The sequence below is a fragment of the Streptomyces tanashiensis genome (genome assembly GCF_014648895.1).
Lineage (GTDB): Bacteria > Actinomycetota > Actinomycetes > Streptomycetales > Streptomycetaceae > Streptomyces > Streptomyces tanashiensis.
Window position 1 is genome coordinate 24,903 of the sequence record NZ_BMRZ01000020.1, and the last position, 14,532, is coordinate 39,434.

Here is a 14,532-nt window from a genome sequence, read left to right on the forward strand (position 1 = left end):
GTACGGCGACACGTTACGTGGTCGTCGTCCGCTCACGGAGCGGATGCGGACGGCTACTCCTCCAGCCGCTCGGCGAGCTGCCGGGCCAGATTCCGGGCCTTTTCCTGCAGTTCCGCGCTGTCGGGGGCCTCGGTGGAGCCTGCGGTCTGCTCCCGGTAGGAGACCGTCACGATCACGTTGGATGTGCGGAACACCACGCTGACGACCCGCTGATGGCTGTTCGCGCCGGCCGTGCCGAGGACGTCGTCGATGTACGCGACCTCCCCGAGGCCGTCGAGGACGCGGGGCTCCAGGCCGGTCGAGGTCGGGGTCGGGCCGGTCGCGGTGGTGCCGGTGGCCGGGGCGCCCGAGGCGGGGGGCGTGCCGGTCGTCGTCGGCTTGCCCGGCGGGGTGGCGGTCGTGGTCGGCGCGCCCGTGGCGGACGGGGTTCCCGTCGCCGTTCCGGTGGGGGTCGGCGGGGCCGTGGGCGGCACCGGGATGCCCGCCGCGAGCTGCTTGCGGACGTACACCTCCTGCGCCCGGTCGTCGTCGCTGACGGCCGCGTCGTACGACACCACCCGCTCGATGTCGAGCGAGAGCCGGTGCGAGATGTCCGGGGTGTCGGCCTTCCAGGTGCAGCCGACGCGCCGGTCGGTGTCGTACGTGACGGCCGCGACGCCCCGGTACGCCTTGTCGCGCTCGGCGTCGGGCAGCGCGGCGGCGCCCGGGAGCAGGTCCTTGAGGCTGGCCTGCGGCACGGCGCCGCACGGCTCGAAGAGGGTGCGGTAGCGGCCGGGGGGCGCGACGGGGACGGCCGGTCCGGCCTTGGCGTCGACGGCGATGTCGTCGGCGGGGGTGCCGGCGGAGCAGGCGGTGAGGCCGGCCCCCAGGCCGAGGCCGAGTGCGAGGACGACGGCGGTGCGAGCCGTGGACCCGGTGCGACCGGGTGCGTACCTCTTTCGCTGCACGGTCCCAGGCTCCCTTCACCCGAAGTCATTCCCGAAAACTGTTTGCCGCGCGAACCCGGCCGGTGGACACAATGTCTATCGCACACGCAGCCGTTGATGCCGGTCCGCTGTCACCTGTACGGGCTTTGGCTCCGGTTTTTGCGTTATCAGACTTTTCGGGGGAATCGAGGAAGTATGTCGTACGTAGAGGTACCGGGCGCGAAAGTACCGATCAGGATGTGGACCGATCCCTCCTCGGTGGAGGGCGGTGCCATGCAGCAGCTGCAGAACGTGGCGACGCTGCCGTGGATCAAGGGCCTGGCCGTGATGCCGGACGTGCATTACGGCAAGGGCGCGACCGTCGGTTCGGTGATCGCGATGAGGGGTGCGGTCTGTCCGGCGGCGGTCGGTGTGGACATCGGCTGCGGGATGTCGGCGGTCAAGACCTCGCTGACGGCGAACGACCTGCCGGGCGACCTGTCCCGGCTCCGCTCGAAGATCGAGCAGGCGATCCCGGTGGGCCGGGGCCTGCACCGTGAGGCGGTGGACCCGGGGCGGCTGTACCAGTTCCCGACGGCGGGCTGGGACGACTTCTGGTCGCGGTTCGACGGGGTCGCGGACTCCGTCAAGTTCCGTCGTGAGCGTGCCACCCAGCAGATGGGGACGCTCGGCGGCGGCAACCACTTCGTGGAGTTCTGTCTGGACGCCTCCGGGTCGGTGTGGCTCATGCTGCACTCCGGGTCGCGCAACATCGGCAAGGAGCTCGCCGAGCACCACATCGGCGAGGCCCAGAAGCTGCCGCACAACCAGGGTCTCGTCGACCGCGACCTGGCGGTGTTCGTCGCGGACACCCCGCAGATGGCCGCCTACCGGCACGATCTGTTCTGGGCGCAGGAGTACGCGAAGTACAACCGCGCGATCATGATGGCGCTCTTCCAGGAGGTCGTCCGCCGGGAATTCCGTAAGGCCAGGGTGACCTTCGATCCGGTGATCTCCTGCCACCACAACTACGTGGCGGAGGAGCGGTACGAGGGCATGGACCTGCTGGTCACGCGGAAGGGCGCGATCAGGGCCGGCTCCGGGGAGTTCGGGATCATCCCGGGCTCGATGGGCACGGGTTCGTACATCGTGAAGGGCCTGGGGAACGCGGCGTCGTTCAACTCGGCCTCGCACGGCGCCGGCCGGAAGATGAGCCGGACCGCGGCGAAGCGGCGCTTCTCGACGCGGGACCTGGAGGAGCAGACCCGGGGCGTGGAGTGCCGCAAGGACTCGGGAGTCGTGGACGAGATCCCGGGTGCCTACAAGTCGATCGAGAAGGTGATGGAGCAGCAGCGCGACCTGGTGGAGGTCGTCGCCAAGCTGAAGCAGGTCATCTGCGTGAAGGGCTGAAGTGTCCCCGCGGGGGCGAGAGGGGCCGGTGCGGTGCGCCGGCCCCTCTCGCGTCCACGGCGCGTGGTGCTACAGCTCGCGGTGGATCTTGCTGTTGGAGGCCTGGGCCCGGGGGCGGACGACCAGGAGGTCGATGTTGACGTGCGGGGGGCGGGTGCAGGCCCAGGTGATGGTGTCGGCGACGTCGTCGGCGGTGAGGGGCTCCGCGACGCCGGCGTAGACCTTGGCCGCCTTGTCCGTGTCGCCGCGGAAGCGGGTGGTGGCGAACTCGTCGGTCTTGACCATGCCGGGGGCGATCTCGATGACGCGGACCGGGGTGCCGACGATCTCCAGGCGGAGGGTCTCGGCGAGGACGCGGGCGCCGTTCTTGGCGGCGACGTAGCCGGCGCCGCCCTCATAGGTGGCGTGACCGGCCGTGGAGGAGAGGACGACCACCGTGCCGTCGCCGCTCGCCGTGAGGGCGGGGAGCAGGGCCTGGGTGACGTTGAGCGTGCCGAGGACGTTGACCTCGTACATCCGGCGCCAGTCCTCGGGGTCGCCGGTGGCGACCGGGTCGGCGCCGAGGGCACCGCCGGCGTTGTTGACGAGGACGGCGAGGCTGCGGAAGGCGGTGGCGAAGTCGTCGACGGCGGCGCGGTCGGTGACGTCGAGGGCGTAGGCGGTGGCCTGGTGGCCGGCTTCGGTGATCTCGGCGGCGAGGGCCTCGATGCGGTCCTTGCGGCGGGCGGTGAGGACCACGCGGTAGCCGGCGGCGGCCAGTTGCCGGGCGGTGGCGGCGCCGATTCCGCTGCTCGCTCCGGTGATGACGGCGATGGGGGTACCGGGGCCGGTCATGACGTGCTCCTCGCGCAGGTGGTCGATTACGTCGATCGCCCGGCCAGGATAGGTCGGGGGCGGGGGTCAGCGGCCCCGGGGGGCGTACATGATCACGGCCATGCCGGCGAGGCACACGAGGGCGCCGGTGACGTCCCAGCGGTCGGGTCGGTAGCCGTCGGCGGCCATGCCCCAGGCGAGGGAGCCGGCGACGAACACTCCGCCGTAGGCGGCGAGGACGCGGCCGAACTCGGCGTCGGGCTGGAGGGTGGCGGCGAAGCCGTAGACGCCGAGGGCGATGACTCCCGCGCCGATCCAGATCCAGCCGCGGTGCTCCCGGACTCCTTGCCAGACGAGCCAGGCGCCGCCGATCTCGAAGAGGGCGGCGAGGACGAACAGGGCGATGGACCGGGCGATCAGCATGGGGGCAGCGTGCCATGGGACACGCGGACTGATGGCTTGTCAGAAGATGTGATGAATCCTGGGTATTTTGGGCCTATGCGTGGATTGCGGAAGAGTGTGCTCGGGGTCGCTCTCGCGGCAGCGGCGGTGATGGGTACGGGCGCGGGTGCCGGTGCCGCGGGGCCGGCGATCGGGAGCGAGGCGGATCTGTCCCATCACGGGCATGTCTCCCTCTGGGACGGGAGAGTCGGCGTCTGGCTGGTCAGCGAGAACCACGGGCCCTCCGACGTCTCCCAGGCGACGGTCCGGCTCACCTTCTCCGAACCGATGGCGGGCGGCCAGGAGCTGCCGCCGGCCTGCCTGTGGAGCAGTGCCCGCGTGGTGTCCTGCCGGACGGGCGAGCTCCGGGCCGAGGGGGGCGCCGGTGAGCTGGCGCTCGACCTGCGGACCGCGGCCCTCCCGGACGAGATGACGGTCGAGATCGGCACGGCCTGGCGGGACGGGCCGGCCGACCGGAATCCGCGGAACGACCGGCACCGTGTACTGGTGCTCGCCACCGGGGATCCGTACGTCTTCTGAGCCGGTGCCGGCCGGTCACTGCCGCGCCCAGTGGACGTATCCGTCCGGGCGGACCAGGACGACGGCCTCCTTCGAGGGGTCCGGCCAGGTGGCCCGGACGAGGTGCTTCGGGGTGACGGGGGCGGTCGTCGGCAGGGCCGGGTCCGCTCCCTCGGGGGCGATGAGGACGAACTCACCCCGGCGGAGCAGCTCGTAGAGCCGTCCTTCGCGCAGGGGGACGTCGGGGGTGCGGCGGCCCGAGGGCCGGCCGGTGCCCGGCGCGGGGGCGTAGGAGATGCCGAGGCCGCTGATCATGCTCATGGCGCGGGCCGAGGCGCGCGGGACCGCGTTCAGGAAGTGGGCCGCGAGGGAGCGGGCGGCGCGGGTGAGCGGGGTGTGGGCCATCGCGAGGCGGACGATCGTGCCGCTGCTGCGGAGCACCATGGCGCCGACGGGGTGGCGCTCGGACTGGTAGCTGTCGAGGAGGGCCTCGGGGTCGGGAGCCTCGCCGCGGAGCACGGCGGTGAGCTTCCAGGAGAGGTTGGCGGCGTCCTGGAGGCCGGTGTTCATGCCCTGGCCGCCGGCGGGGGAGTGCACATGGGCGGCGTCCCCGGCGAGGAAGGCGCGGCCGACGCGGTAGGCGGGGGCCTGGCGCTCGTCGCTGTGGAAGCGGGAGATCCAGCGGGCGTCGTGCATGCCGTAGTCGGTGCCGAGGGCGAGGCGGGCGATCTCGCGGACCTCGTCGAGGTCGACGGGCTCGCTGTCGGCGACCTGGCGGGTGCGGGTCCAGCCCATGACCCGGTACCAGCCGTCGCCGAAGGGGGCGAGGAAGGCGAAGGTGTCTCCGGAGCCGCTGACGCTGAACGAGTCGGCGGGCTCCTCCGCCAGCCGCACATCGGCGAGGACGATGGAGCGGATCACGGAGCGGCCGGGGAAGGGCAGGCCGAGGGCGGTGCGGACGGAGCTGCGGACGCCGTCCGTGCCGACCAGGTAGCGGGCGCGGAGGGTGAGCGGGGTGCCGTCGGCGTCGGTGAGCTCCGCGGTGGCGCCGTCGGCGTCCTGGCGCAGTCCGCGCAGCTCGGTCCCGTACCGGAAGGTGACGCCCGCGGCGACCGCCCGGCGCTCCAGGAGGCGCTCGACCTCGTACTGCGGGGTGACGAGCAGGTGGTTGAAGCGGGTGGGCAGCCGGGTCATGTCCAGGTCGAGGCGGCCGAAGAGCCGGGCCGTGGTCAGGGTGGTGCCGGTGGCGAGGAGTTCGTCCGCGAGTCCGCGGGCGTCGAGCTGCTCCAGGGTGCGGGCGTGGACACCGAAGGCCCGGGTCATGTTGCCGAGGCCCTGGGGGCGGCGCTCGACGAGGGTGACGTCGATCCCGGCGGTGGCGAGGTCGCCGGCGAGCAGGAGGCCGGTGGGGCCCGCGCCGATGACGAGTACGTCCGTGTCCGTGGTGCTCATGGCTGCCTCCAGGGTGCCCACGATCGTTTGCCAACACATGTTGGTCAACGCTTGTTGGCAACGTTAGGGCGGCCGGAATGGCCTGTCAACACCCGTTGGCCTACAGTTGTTGATATGACGACCGTCCGCCGCTCCGACGCCACCCGGGCCGCCATCCTGGAGGCCGCCCGCGAGCGCTTCGCCTCCGACGGGTACGAGCGCGCCACCATCCGGGCCATCGCCCGTGACGCCGGGATCGACCCGTCGATGGTGATGCGCTACTACGGCAACAAGGAGGGGCTCTTCGCCGCCGCCTCCGAGGTCGAGATCGGCCTGCCCGAGCTGGGCGCCCTGCCCGCGCGGCACATCGGGGCCGTCCTGGTCACGCACTTCCTGGAGCGCTGGGAGCGCGACGAGGTCCTCACCGCGATGCTGCGGGTGGGTGTCACCAACGAGGCCGGGGCCGCGCGCATGCAGGCGATCTTCGCCCAGCAGCTCGGCCCGGTCACCCGGGGCGTCTGCCCCGACCCGGAGGACGCCCCGCGCCGGGCGGCGCTCGTCGCCTCCCAGATCCTCGGCATGGCGCTCACCCGCTACGTGCTGCGCCTGCCGCCGGCCGTCGCGATGTCCACCGAGGAGATCGTGGCCTGGCTGGGCCCCACCGTGCAGCGCTATCTGACCGCCGAGGCGCCGTGAGCGCGGGGCCGGAGCGGCCCGTGACCCGGCGGTGCCCGGGCCGTACGATCTCTGCATGACGCAGAAGAATTCCGTCCGGCGCGAGGCGCTCATGACCGAGCTGTACGGGGAGGCCCGCCGCTACATGGCCGCCTACGCCCTGTTCAACCAGGCCGTCGCCGACCACCTCGGTCTGCACCCGACCGATGTGCAGTGCCTGAACCTGCTCAGCCTGGAGGAAGGCCCGGTGACCACCGGGCGGGTCGCCGAACTGACCGGACTCACCACCGGCTCCGCGACCCGGCTCGTCGACCGGCTCGAACGCTCCGGCTACGTGACCCGCGAGCGCGACACCGAGGACCGCCGCCGGGTCCTGGTGGCGCTCGTCCCCGAGCGGATGGCGGAACTCGGCGACCTCTGGCGGAAGCTCAACAGCACCTGGGGCACGATGTTCGACGTGTACAGCGACGCCGAGGTCGCCCTGCTCATCGCCCACATGCGGCGGACCGTCGAGGTCAGCGCCGCGCAGATCGAGCGGCTGCGGGGCGGCGACCTCGGCTGACGTGCGCGGGGGCTCCCGGGGGGCTCGGGGCTCAGGGCTCGGGGCTCGGGTGGGTGTGGCCTTGGGCCTCGTCCGGAAGACAGGCCCTAGCGGGCCGCGGCCCCGCCGAACTCCTTCACCGCGTCGGAGACGATCGCCTCCAGGCGCGCGTGGTGCGCGCCGCGCCAGTAGACCCGGCCGCACTCCACGCACCGGGCGAACACGTCGTACGTCTTCTCCGTGCCTTGCTCCAGCTGCTCGCGCACCGTGTCCTTGTCGGCGTCGCTCAGCTCCCCGTTGCACGCCGTGCAGCGGGTCCAGGGCGCGAGCGGCGGCGCGAATCGCTCCAGTACGTCACGGAGCTGGTCGTCCGGCCGGTCGCTGTAGATGTAGGCACCCGCCCACAGTTCGCGGCGGCGCAGCAGACCGCGGTCCCGCGACAGCATCACGCGCCGCTCCCGCGCGGAGAGCGCGGCCAGGGCGGGGTCGCCGATGTCCTCGCTCTCGTACGCCGCGTCCACGCCGAGCAGGCGCAGGCGCCGGGCCAGCGTGCCGAGGTGCACGTCGAGCAGGAACCGGAGCGGCGCGCCCGGCACCGGCTGCGGGCGGACGACGTCCTCCACCTCGATGCTCTCGCCCGCGCCGGGGACGTGCGAGGCGTCGACGGGGCGCCCGTCGACCAGGAGCCGCCCGGCCTCGGTGAGCGGCACGCCCAGCGACTCCACGACGTGGCCGAGCGACGAGGTGCCGTCGGTGGTCAGCGGGGTGCGGCCCTGGCGACGCTCCGTCGAGACGAAGAGGTGCAGGCCGGGGGCGAAGCTGATGTGGATCTCCGGTCCGTTCACGGGGACCAGGATGGCATCGGGGGCTGTGGGGGGCCAGGGAATTCGCCTCCGCCCCCGGTTCCCTCCCGGTTCCGCCCCCGGGTGCGCGGGTGCCCTCGGCGCACCTGGTGTGCGGGTTCAGGCGCAGGAGCCTGGGCGCGGCTATGAGCGCCGTTCCGTTGTGCCCACCCGTTCCGCCCCAGCGGAACGATTGCCCACAGCGGCGGGGCGGCTGCCCGCAACGGGGCGGAAGCTCTCCGCGTGGTCGTTTGCCCAGGTGGTGAATGTGCGGGCGGGGTGGCCCGTCAGCGTTTCGATGGTTCTCGTCACGGGGGTCGGGTGGCCGTTGTGGGAGGCCCAGTAGGAGAGCAGGGCGTCCGCGAAACGGGCCGGCATGAACGCGGCGACCGATTCCTTCCACTCCTCGGGCGTGACGGCCGTGTACGGCGCGGGGCGGCCCGTCACCTCGGCCAGGATCGCCAGCTGCTCCGCGAAGTCCAGCGACTCGGGACCCGTCAGCAGGTACGAGGAGCCGCGCAGCCGCGGCTCGGTCAGCACGGCGAAGGCGGCCTCGGCGACATCCCGCTCGTGGATCGGGTCGCCGTACGCGTGCGGATACGGCAGCGCCGGCCCGTGGCCGTTCCTGAGCGCCCCCGCCCACTGCAGGGCGTTGGTGGCGAAGGCGCCGGGCTGGAGGTGGGTGGCCTCGAAGGCGCCGGACTCCGCGGCGGCCGTCAGGGCGCGCTCGGCCGCGAGGTGGGAGGCCGCGATCGGGTTCTCGGCGGCGTCCGGGGCGAGGACGGAGCTGGAGGAGAGCAGGGCGATGTGCTCGACGCCGGCGGCGCGCGCCCGGTCGGCGAAGGTGCCGACATGTGCGGCCTCCGCGTACAGGAAGACGGAGTCGACGCCCCGCAGAGCGGCGTCGAAGGTGGCCGGATCGCCGAGATCGCAGCGCACGGTGTCGACACCCGGGGGTGGGGACAGGTCCACGGGGTTCTTGGATCCGGCCCTGGTCTTCACGCCCGCGTCGGCCAGCAGATCGAGCAGGGTCGAGGCGACGCGGCCGCGGCTGCCGGTGACGAGAACGGTCATGAGGGGCCCCTTCAGGAGTTACTGCGTTGCGCATCATCTGCGTTGTGCAGGTAAATATCCGTGACGGCGCCTCGCCCGTCAACCCTGAAAAAACCTGGGGTACCGTCCCGGCATGAAGATCATCGACCTCGCCCCCGGCGACCCCCGGCTGGAGAGCGACCTCCTGCCGGTCCTCTCCGAGCTCCGTCCCCACCTCACCCCGGAGCTCTTCCGCGAGGTCTACGAGGCCGGGCACCCCGAGGGGCTGCGGTTCAGCGCCGCCTACACGGACGAGGGGCGCTGCGTCGGCGCGGCCGGCTGGCGGATCGTCAACAACACCAGCTCCCTCCGCAAGCTCTACGTCGACGACCTGGTGACCGCCGCCGCCGACCGCTCCACCGGCGTCGGGCACGCCCTCGTCGCCCACCTGGAGGACCACGCCCGCGCGGCCGGCTGCCACGAGCTCAACCTGGACTCCGGCACCCACCGGAACGGCGCCCACCGCTTCTACCTGCGGGAGCGCTTCGACATCGTGGCCTTCCACTTCACCCGGTCGCTCACCACGCCGGACGCCGGCTAGCCGAGGTCGAGCCGCCAGTCGTTGCAGCGCATCGGGCGCCCCGGCGGGTACTCGAAGTCCCGCTCGCCGAGCAGCTCGAAGCCTGCCTTGCGGCACACCGCGTTCGACGCGGTGTTGTCCGCGGACGGGAACGCGTGCAGATGGCGGTGCAGCCCCGCCGCCCGGGCCTCGGCGACCACCGCGCGCGTGGCGGAGGTCGCCAGGCCCCGGCCCTGGAAGCCGGGGAGCACCGCCCACCCCGTCTCGTACACGGGCTCGCCGTCCCAGGTCTGCGACCAGAAGCCGATGCTGCCCACCACGGCCTCCTCCGGCAGCAGCACGATCCGGAACATGCGCCCCGCGCCCGTGCCGTCGGCGCTCAGCTCCACGTACCTCCGGTGCCGCCGGACCAGCTGCTCCTCGGTCTCCGGGCCGCCGAGGTGGCCCATCAGCTCCGGCGCGTTCAGGGCGCGCAGCAGGCCCGCGTCCTCCTCGGACCAGGGTTCGAGGCGTACCTGTGACGTGTCGTCGGTCATCTCCGTACGGTAGGTCAGGGCACTGACACCGCGCGGGCGTACGCCGTCGGCGGCACCCCGATCGTCGCCGTGAAGTCCCGTACGAGATGGGCCTGGTCGCTGTAGCCCAGCTCGGCGGCGAGTTCGGCCCAGTCGGGGACGCCCGCCGCCTCGGCGCGTTCCAGGGCCTCGTGGATCCGGTAGCGCAGGATCACCCACTTCGGGCCGACCCCCACGTGGCCGGCGAACAGGCGCTGGAGCGAGCGCGCCGACAGGCCGCTCGCGGCGGCCAGCCGCGACACCTTGCCGACCGTGCGGTCCGAGCGGATCAGGTCCACGAGCTCCATGGCCTGCTCGGCGGCCGGGTCGGGCGCCGGTCCGTGGGCCAGGAGGAAGGCGTCGAGCGCCGCCACGCGCGCGTGGTCGTCGTCGGGGGAGAGCACGGCGGTCGGGGAGTCGACCCCGTCGCCGTCCGGAAGGACCTCCCCCAGCGGCACCCGGCGGCCGGTCCAGGCCGACACCGGCCACGCGGGCGCGAAGGGCCGGAAGCCGCCGGGGCGGAACTGCACCCCGCAGACCCGGCCCGTGTCCGTCAGCTTCTGCGTGAACAGGCCGAGCCCGACGCCCGACACCTCGGCCGACGCGCTCGCCGCCTCCGCCGGGGCGCCCAGCGGCCCGTACCGCTGGAAGACGATGTTCACCGACGGGTGAGGGACGAGATGGCTCGCGTACGGCTCCGGCAGCTCCCAGTCGATCAGCCAGTAGTGCTCCAGGTACGGCCGCAGCTCGGCTGCCGGGGTGTGCCGGCGGAAGCGGACGCGGGAGAGCAGCTCGGCGGGGTCGACGATGCCCCGGGTGTCCCGGCGGGGGCGGGGATCGGAGGCGGGCATGGTCCGCATGCTAGACACCCCCGGGAGGGTCCGGAAGGCGACGCGGTCAGCGGAGACGGCCCGCCGGTCCGAGGGTGAGCCGGGAGACGACCTGGCCGAAGGCGTGCTCCTCCGCGGGCGTCAGGGCCACCGACTCCTGCGGGTGCCAGACCCGGTCCAGCGGCGTGCCGGCCGCCTGGCGGCGCGTGCGGGCGCGGGCGCGCAGGCTCAGCGTCAGCCACGCCACCGTCGAGACGGCGAGCAGGCCGAAGAGCGTGATCACACGGGGGTCCGAGAACTGGCCGGGCAAGGGCATGGCTCACTCCAGGGCGCGAGGGCCGCCCGTGTCCGGCGCGCCCCGGCAGGTGGCGCGCGCGTGCACGACGGCACTGACGATTCCTACTGTTTCCTCCCGACCTGTTCAGTTAACACCATCCTGGGGGACTTTCGGCAGGGGGCCCGGGACCAAGGTCCCGCCCCGGCCGCCACCCGCGGAAGGCCCTCTTGTGCGGGCCGGGGAACCCCTCCAAGGTGACGGACGAGGGAGATTCCGGCCGGGGAGGGAGCAGCCGCATGTCCGGAGCACAGGCATGGCGATTCACGGACGACAGAGGTGCGGAGCCGGCGGCGGAGGGCGTGCCGCTGCGGGTGGTCGCGTACGTGCGGGCGGGCGCGGCGCTGCTCGACCTGGGGGTGACGCCGGTCGCCGTCTACGGCTCCGGGCATGACGGAGCGGAGCTCGACCCGGCCAAGGCGGGCGGCCTGCGGGCGGCCGGGGTGCCGTACCTCGGACCGGGCCGGGCCCTGGACGAGGAGGCGCTGCGGGAGCGGCGCCCGGACGTGATCGTCGACGTGACCTACGACGGCAAGAGCCCGTACGCGCTCGACGAGGCGGTCGCCGAGCGGCTCGGGGTCCCGCTCGCCGCGCTCTCCGTCGGCAACGAACTCACCCTGCCGGCGATCCTCGACCGCTTCGCCGCGCTGGCCGCGAGCCTCGGCGCCGAGCCGGTGCGGGCCGCCTCCGACGCGGAGCTGGCCGCCGCCGAGGACGGCCTCCGGGACATCGCCGCCCGGTCCGCGCTCGCCGTGCTCGCGCTCTCCGGGGCGGGCCCCGAGCAGGTGCACCTGGCCCGTCCGCAGGCCTGGCCCGAGCTGGCGCACCTCGCCGAGCTGGGCGTCCGGCTGGTCGACCCCGGCCCCGGGCCCGGTGCCAACTGGCTCACCGGCGACTGGGCCGGGGCCGCCGGGCTCCGTCCCGACCTCGTCCTCTTCGACGACCGGGAGCACGCGACCCCGCCGTACGAGCTCCCCTCGGGGGTCCGCCTCACCCCCTGGAACCCCGAGACCCCGCCCAGCCCCGCCGCGTACGCCCGCTTCTTCCGCGACCTCGCGGAGGCGCTGGCGGCCTGAGTCAGGCTGTCGTCAGCCGGTTGCGGAGGGAGTCGGCGAACTCCTCCGCGCGGGCGAGCTGGGCCCGCAGTTCGGCGACCCGCTCCGCCGCCGCGGCCTCGTAGCGGCGGACGCGGGCCACCAGCGCGGCCCGCTCGCCCGGTTCGAGTCCGGTGTCCGTGCCCGGGCGGTCGGCGGCCAGCCGGTCCACGGCCGTGAGGAGCTCGCGGGTCTCGTCGAGCGTGAAGCCGAGCGGCTTCATCCGGCGGACCACCATCAGCCGGGAGACGTCCGCGTCCGTGTAGAGGGGGAAACCGCCCGGCGAGGCCGCGGACGGTACGACCAGGCCGCTGTCCTCGTACTGCCGGATGGTCCGCAGCGACAGTTCGGTCCGTGCGGCGACCTCGCCGATCTGCATCGGCCGGCCGGCCATTCGTACTCCGCTCACGCGTCAGGTCCTTCCTCGTCGGGGACTCCCACGGGGCGTACGGGCCCCCACAGGGCGCGGCTTCCGCGCATTACATACCATTCGTCCTAACTTCAGCACTTATGAGAGCTGGAAGTGCGGCGAAACGCCTGCTCGTAGGTCGTCCGTTGGACAGCGGACGCCTCGGGGAGACCCTGCTGCCCAAGCGGGTCGCCCTGCCGGTCTTCTGCAGCGACCCGCTCTCCTCGGTCGCCTACGCCACCGAGGAGATCCTGCTCGTCCTCGCCCTCGGCGGCCTCGCCGTGCTCCATCTGGCCTGGTACGCGGCGGTCGGCATCGTCGTCCTGCTCCTGGTCGTCGTCGCCTCCTACCGGCAGACCTGCTACGCCTACCCGGGCGGCGGCGGGGCCTATGTCGTCTCCGTCGAGAACCTCGGGCAGCGGGCGGCGCTCACCGCCGCCTCCGCGCTGCTCATCGACTACGTGATGACCGTCGCCGTCTCCGTCGTCTCCGGGGTCGCCGCGATCACCTCCGCCGTCCCCTCGCTCGACGGGCACGCCGTGGCCCTGTCGGTGTTCTTCGTCGCGCTCCTCGCCTGGCTGAACCTGCGCGGGGTGCGCGAGTCGGGGCGCTGGTTCGCCCTCCCCACGTACGCCTTCATCGGCGTCATCTACCTGATGTTCGCCGTCGCCGCCGTCCGGATGGCGAGCGGCGCGACGATCCGCGCCGAGTCGGCGGGCCTGCCCGTGGAGAAGGTCTCCACGTACTCGGGTCTCGCGCTCGTGCTGCTCGCCCTGCGGGCCTTCGCCTCCGGCTGCACCGCGCTGACCGGCGTCGAGGCCGTCAGCAACGGCGTGCCGGCGTTCGCGAAGCCGAAGAGCCGCAACGCGGCCATGACGCTCGCGATCATGGGCGTGCTCTCCGCGACCATGTTCTTCGGGATCACGGTGCTCGCCATGGTCTACGAGGTCCATGTCGCCGAGGACCCCACGGAGCTCGGGCTCGCCCCCGGCACCCCGATGTCCACCGCGCTCGCCCAGATCGGCCGGGCCACCTTCGGCGACTGGCACGTCCTCTTCTACGCGCTCCAGGCCGTCACCGCCGGCGTCCTGGTCCTGGCGGCCAACACCGCCTTCAACGGCTTCCCGATGCTCGCCTCGGTCCTCGGCCGCGACCGCTACGCGCCCCGCCAGCTCTTCCACCGCGGCGACCGGCTCGTCTACTCCAACGGCATCGTCCTCCTCGCGCTCGCCGCCATCGCCCTGATCGTGGCCTTCGACGCGCAGCTGACCCGCCTCATCCAGCTGTACATCATCGGCGTCTTCGTCTCCTTCACCCTTTCCCAGGCCGGCATGGTCAAGCACTGGAGGCGAGAACTCGCCACCCCGGCGGGGGCCGCCGACCGCCACAACATCCGGCGCCGCCTCGCCATCAACGCCTTCGGCGCCTGCCTGACGGCGGTCGTCCTCGTCATCGTCCTCATCACCAAGTTCACCCACGGCGCCTGGCTGGTCGTCATCGCGATGCCCGTGCTCTACGCCGGGATGAGGGGGGTGCGGCGGCACTACGACACCGTCGCCGCCGAGGTCGCCGTGCGCCCCGGAGAACGGCCCGGCACCCTCGGCGCCCACCACGTCCTCGTCCTCGTGGCCTCCGTCAACGCGCCGAGCCTCCGCGCGCTGTCGTACGCGAAGACCCTGCGCCCCGACTCGCTCACCGCCGTCACGGTCGCCGAGGACCCGGCGGAGGCGGAGGTGCTCCGCGCGACCTGGGAGGCGCACGGCATCGACGTGCCGCTGCGGGTGCTCAGCTCCCCGTACCGCTCGATCGTCCAGCCGATCCTGCGGCACGTCCGGGACGCGCCCGAGCGGACGGCGGATTCGGTGATCTCGGTGGTCATCCCCGAGTACGTGGTGGGGCACTGGTGGGAGCAGCCGCTGCACAACCAGAGCGCGCTGCGGCTCAAGACCCGTCTGCTGTTCATGAAGAACGTCGTGGTCGTCGACGTCCCCTACCGGCTCGCGTCCGCGCGCGAGCTGGCCGCCGAGCGCGCGAAGGCCGCGGCCGAGCGGTCGTGACCCGCGACGCCCGCCCGCGACGCCCGCCCGCATCGGGGGCTCGGGTCAGCGGCTCGGGTCGGGGG

Annotated in this window: 17 protein-coding genes; 7 read left to right on the forward strand and 10 right to left on the reverse strand. The window is 73.1% G+C overall.

The window, feature by feature from the left end; translation table 11 throughout:
- Positions 1–53: 53 nt before the first annotated feature.
- On the reverse strand, positions 54–947 hold the full coding sequence (locus IE237_RS35480; protein ID WP_189806294.1) for a DUF3558 domain-containing protein: 894 nt from the start codon (positions 945–947) through the stop codon (positions 54–56).
- Positions 948–1,121: 174 nt separating this feature from the next.
- Between IE237_RS35480 and IE237_RS35485 the strand changes: the two genes are divergently transcribed.
- A complete protein-coding gene (locus IE237_RS35485; RefSeq protein WP_189806295.1) occupies positions 1,122–2,315 on the forward strand; it encodes an RtcB family protein in 1,194 nt (397 codons plus the stop codon).
- 69 nt (positions 2,316–2,384) lie between these two features.
- Here IE237_RS35485 and IE237_RS35490 read toward each other — a convergent pair whose 3' ends face one another.
- Both IE237_RS35490 and IE237_RS35495 read right to left on the reverse strand, forming a co-directional pair.
- A complete protein-coding gene (locus IE237_RS35490) occupies positions 2,385–3,149 on the reverse strand; it encodes an SDR family NAD(P)-dependent oxidoreductase (RefSeq protein WP_189806296.1) in 765 nt (254 codons plus the stop codon).
- A 66-nt stretch (positions 3,150–3,215) separates the two neighbouring features.
- Entirely contained in the window at positions 3,216–3,551 is a 336-nt protein-coding gene (locus IE237_RS35495) for a YnfA family protein (protein ID WP_189806297.1), read from the reverse strand.
- 75 nt (positions 3,552–3,626) lie between these two features.
- On the opposite strand from IE237_RS35495, the gene IE237_RS35500 reads away from it, so the two are divergent.
- On the forward strand, positions 3,627–4,109 hold the full coding sequence (locus tag IE237_RS35500) for a hypothetical protein (protein WP_229843881.1): 483 nt from the start codon (positions 3,627–3,629) through the stop codon (positions 4,107–4,109).
- A gap of 15 nt (positions 4,110–4,124) precedes the next feature.
- Here the strand turns inward: IE237_RS35500 and IE237_RS35505 are convergent, their stop codons facing one another.
- Positions 4,125–5,540 (reverse strand): FAD-dependent oxidoreductase, encoded by a 1,416-nt coding sequence (locus IE237_RS35505; protein WP_229843882.1) that lies wholly within the window; start codon positions 5,538–5,540, stop codon positions 4,125–4,127.
- Positions 5,541–5,654: 114 nt separating this feature from the next.
- Here IE237_RS35505 and IE237_RS35510 point away from each other — a divergent pair, with 114 nt between their 5' ends.
- The gene (locus IE237_RS35510; protein WP_189806299.1) at positions 5,655–6,215 is read left to right on the forward strand and encodes a TetR/AcrR family transcriptional regulator; all 561 of its coding nucleotides are present in this window, start codon (positions 5,655–5,657) and stop codon (positions 6,213–6,215) included.
- 55 nt (positions 6,216–6,270) lie between these two features.
- On the forward strand, positions 6,271–6,756 hold the full coding sequence (locus IE237_RS35515) for a MarR family winged helix-turn-helix transcriptional regulator (protein WP_189806300.1): 486 nt from the start codon (positions 6,271–6,273) through the stop codon (positions 6,754–6,756).
- Positions 6,757–6,842: 86 nt separating this feature from the next.
- On the opposite strand, the gene IE237_RS35520 is transcribed toward IE237_RS35515, so the two are convergent.
- Positions 6,843–7,580, reverse strand: a complete 738-nt coding sequence (locus tag IE237_RS35520) for a Mut7-C RNAse domain-containing protein (protein ID WP_189806301.1) — start codon at positions 7,578–7,580, stop codon at positions 6,843–6,845.
- A 141-nt stretch (positions 7,581–7,721) separates the two neighbouring features.
- On the reverse strand, positions 7,722–8,651 hold the full coding sequence (locus IE237_RS35525; RefSeq protein ID WP_189806302.1) for an NmrA family NAD(P)-binding protein: 930 nt from the start codon (positions 8,649–8,651) through the stop codon (positions 7,722–7,724).
- Between the two features lie 112 nt (positions 8,652–8,763).
- Here IE237_RS35525 and IE237_RS35530 point away from each other — a divergent pair, with 112 nt between their 5' ends.
- On the forward strand, positions 8,764–9,210 hold the full coding sequence (locus tag IE237_RS35530) for a GNAT family N-acetyltransferase (RefSeq protein ID WP_189806303.1): 447 nt from the start codon (positions 8,764–8,766) through the stop codon (positions 9,208–9,210).
- Here the strand turns inward: IE237_RS35530 and IE237_RS35535 are convergent.
- The 3 genes from IE237_RS35535 to IE237_RS35545 are packed head-to-tail and all read right to left on the reverse strand — an operon-like array spanning position 9,207 to position 10,889.
- Complete coding sequence (locus IE237_RS35535) at positions 9,207–9,725, reverse strand: GNAT family N-acetyltransferase (protein ID WP_189806304.1); 519 nt, start codon at positions 9,723–9,725, stop codon at positions 9,207–9,209. The genes IE237_RS35530 and IE237_RS35535 overlap by 4 nt on opposite strands.
- A 14-nt stretch (positions 9,726–9,739) precedes the next feature.
- Positions 9,740–10,594: a helix-turn-helix domain-containing protein gene (locus IE237_RS35540; RefSeq protein WP_189806305.1), complete on the reverse strand. Its 855-nt coding sequence runs from the start codon at positions 10,592–10,594 to the stop codon at positions 9,740–9,742.
- A 46-nt stretch (positions 10,595–10,640) separates the two neighbouring features.
- Positions 10,641–10,889 (reverse strand): hypothetical protein, encoded by a 249-nt coding sequence (locus tag IE237_RS35545; RefSeq protein ID WP_189806306.1) that lies wholly within the window; start codon positions 10,887–10,889, stop codon positions 10,641–10,643.
- A gap of 257 nt (positions 10,890–11,146) precedes the next feature.
- On the opposite strand from IE237_RS35545, the gene IE237_RS35550 reads away from it, so the two are divergent.
- The gene (locus tag IE237_RS35550; RefSeq protein WP_189806307.1) at positions 11,147–11,983 is read left to right on the forward strand and encodes a substrate-binding domain-containing protein; all 837 of its coding nucleotides are present in this window, start codon (positions 11,147–11,149) and stop codon (positions 11,981–11,983) included.
- 1 nt (position 11,984) lies between these two features.
- Here IE237_RS35550 and IE237_RS35555 read toward each other — a convergent pair whose 3' ends face one another.
- Entirely contained in the window at positions 11,985–12,395 is a 411-nt protein-coding gene (locus IE237_RS35555; protein ID WP_189806414.1) for a MerR family transcriptional regulator, read from the reverse strand.
- A 116-nt stretch (positions 12,396–12,511) separates the two neighbouring features.
- On the opposite strand from IE237_RS35555, the gene IE237_RS35560 reads away from it, so the two are divergent.
- Positions 12,512–14,467 (forward strand): APC family permease, encoded by a 1,956-nt coding sequence (locus IE237_RS35560; RefSeq protein ID WP_189806308.1) that lies wholly within the window; start codon positions 12,512–12,514, stop codon positions 14,465–14,467.
- The last annotated feature ends 65 nt before the right edge of the window (positions 14,468–14,532 follow it).

What these genes read in the sequence shown, in the direction of transcription:
- IE237_RS35485 (WP_189806295.1), top strand. Translation starts at nt 1,122, where the DNA reads ATGTCGTACGTAGAGGTACCGGGCGCGAAAGTACCGATCAGGATGTGG.
- IE237_RS35490 (WP_189806296.1), bottom strand. Translation starts at nt 3,149, where the DNA reads ATGACCGGCCCCGGTACCCCCATCGCCGTCATCACCGGAGCGAGCAGC.
- IE237_RS35495 (WP_189806297.1), bottom strand. Translation starts at nt 3,551, where the DNA reads ATGCTGATCGCCCGGTCCATCGCCCTGTTCGTCCTCGCCGCCCTCTTC.
- IE237_RS35500 (WP_229843881.1), top strand. Translation starts at nt 3,627, where the DNA reads ATGCGTGGATTGCGGAAGAGTGTGCTCGGGGTCGCTCTCGCGGCAGCG.
- IE237_RS35505 (WP_229843882.1), bottom strand. Translation starts at nt 5,540, where the DNA reads ATGAGCACCACGGACACGGACGTACTCGTCATCGGCGCGGGCCCCACC.
- IE237_RS35510 (WP_189806299.1), top strand. Translation starts at nt 5,655, where the DNA reads ATGACGACCGTCCGCCGCTCCGACGCCACCCGGGCCGCCATCCTGGAG.
- IE237_RS35515 (WP_189806300.1), top strand. Translation starts at nt 6,271, where the DNA reads ATGACGCAGAAGAATTCCGTCCGGCGCGAGGCGCTCATGACCGAGCTG.
- IE237_RS35525 (WP_189806302.1), bottom strand. Translation starts at nt 8,651, where the DNA reads ATGACCGTTCTCGTCACCGGCAGCCGCGGCCGCGTCGCCTCGACCCTG.
- IE237_RS35530 (WP_189806303.1), top strand. Translation starts at nt 8,764, where the DNA reads ATGAAGATCATCGACCTCGCCCCCGGCGACCCCCGGCTGGAGAGCGAC.
- IE237_RS35535 (WP_189806304.1), bottom strand. Translation starts at nt 9,725, where the DNA reads ATGACCGACGACACGTCACAGGTACGCCTCGAACCCTGGTCCGAGGAG.
- IE237_RS35540 (WP_189806305.1), bottom strand. Translation starts at nt 10,594, where the DNA reads ATGCCCGCCTCCGATCCCCGCCCCCGCCGGGACACCCGGGGCATCGTC.
- IE237_RS35545 (WP_189806306.1), bottom strand. Translation starts at nt 10,889, where the DNA reads ATGCCCTTGCCCGGCCAGTTCTCGGACCCCCGTGTGATCACGCTCTTC.
- IE237_RS35550 (WP_189806307.1), top strand. Translation starts at nt 11,147, where the DNA reads ATGTCCGGAGCACAGGCATGGCGATTCACGGACGACAGAGGTGCGGAG.
- IE237_RS35555 (WP_189806414.1), bottom strand. Translation starts at nt 12,395, where the DNA reads ATGGCCGGCCGGCCGATGCAGATCGGCGAGGTCGCCGCACGGACCGAA.
- IE237_RS35560 (WP_189806308.1), top strand. Translation starts at nt 12,512, where the DNA reads ATGAGAGCTGGAAGTGCGGCGAAACGCCTGCTCGTAGGTCGTCCGTTG.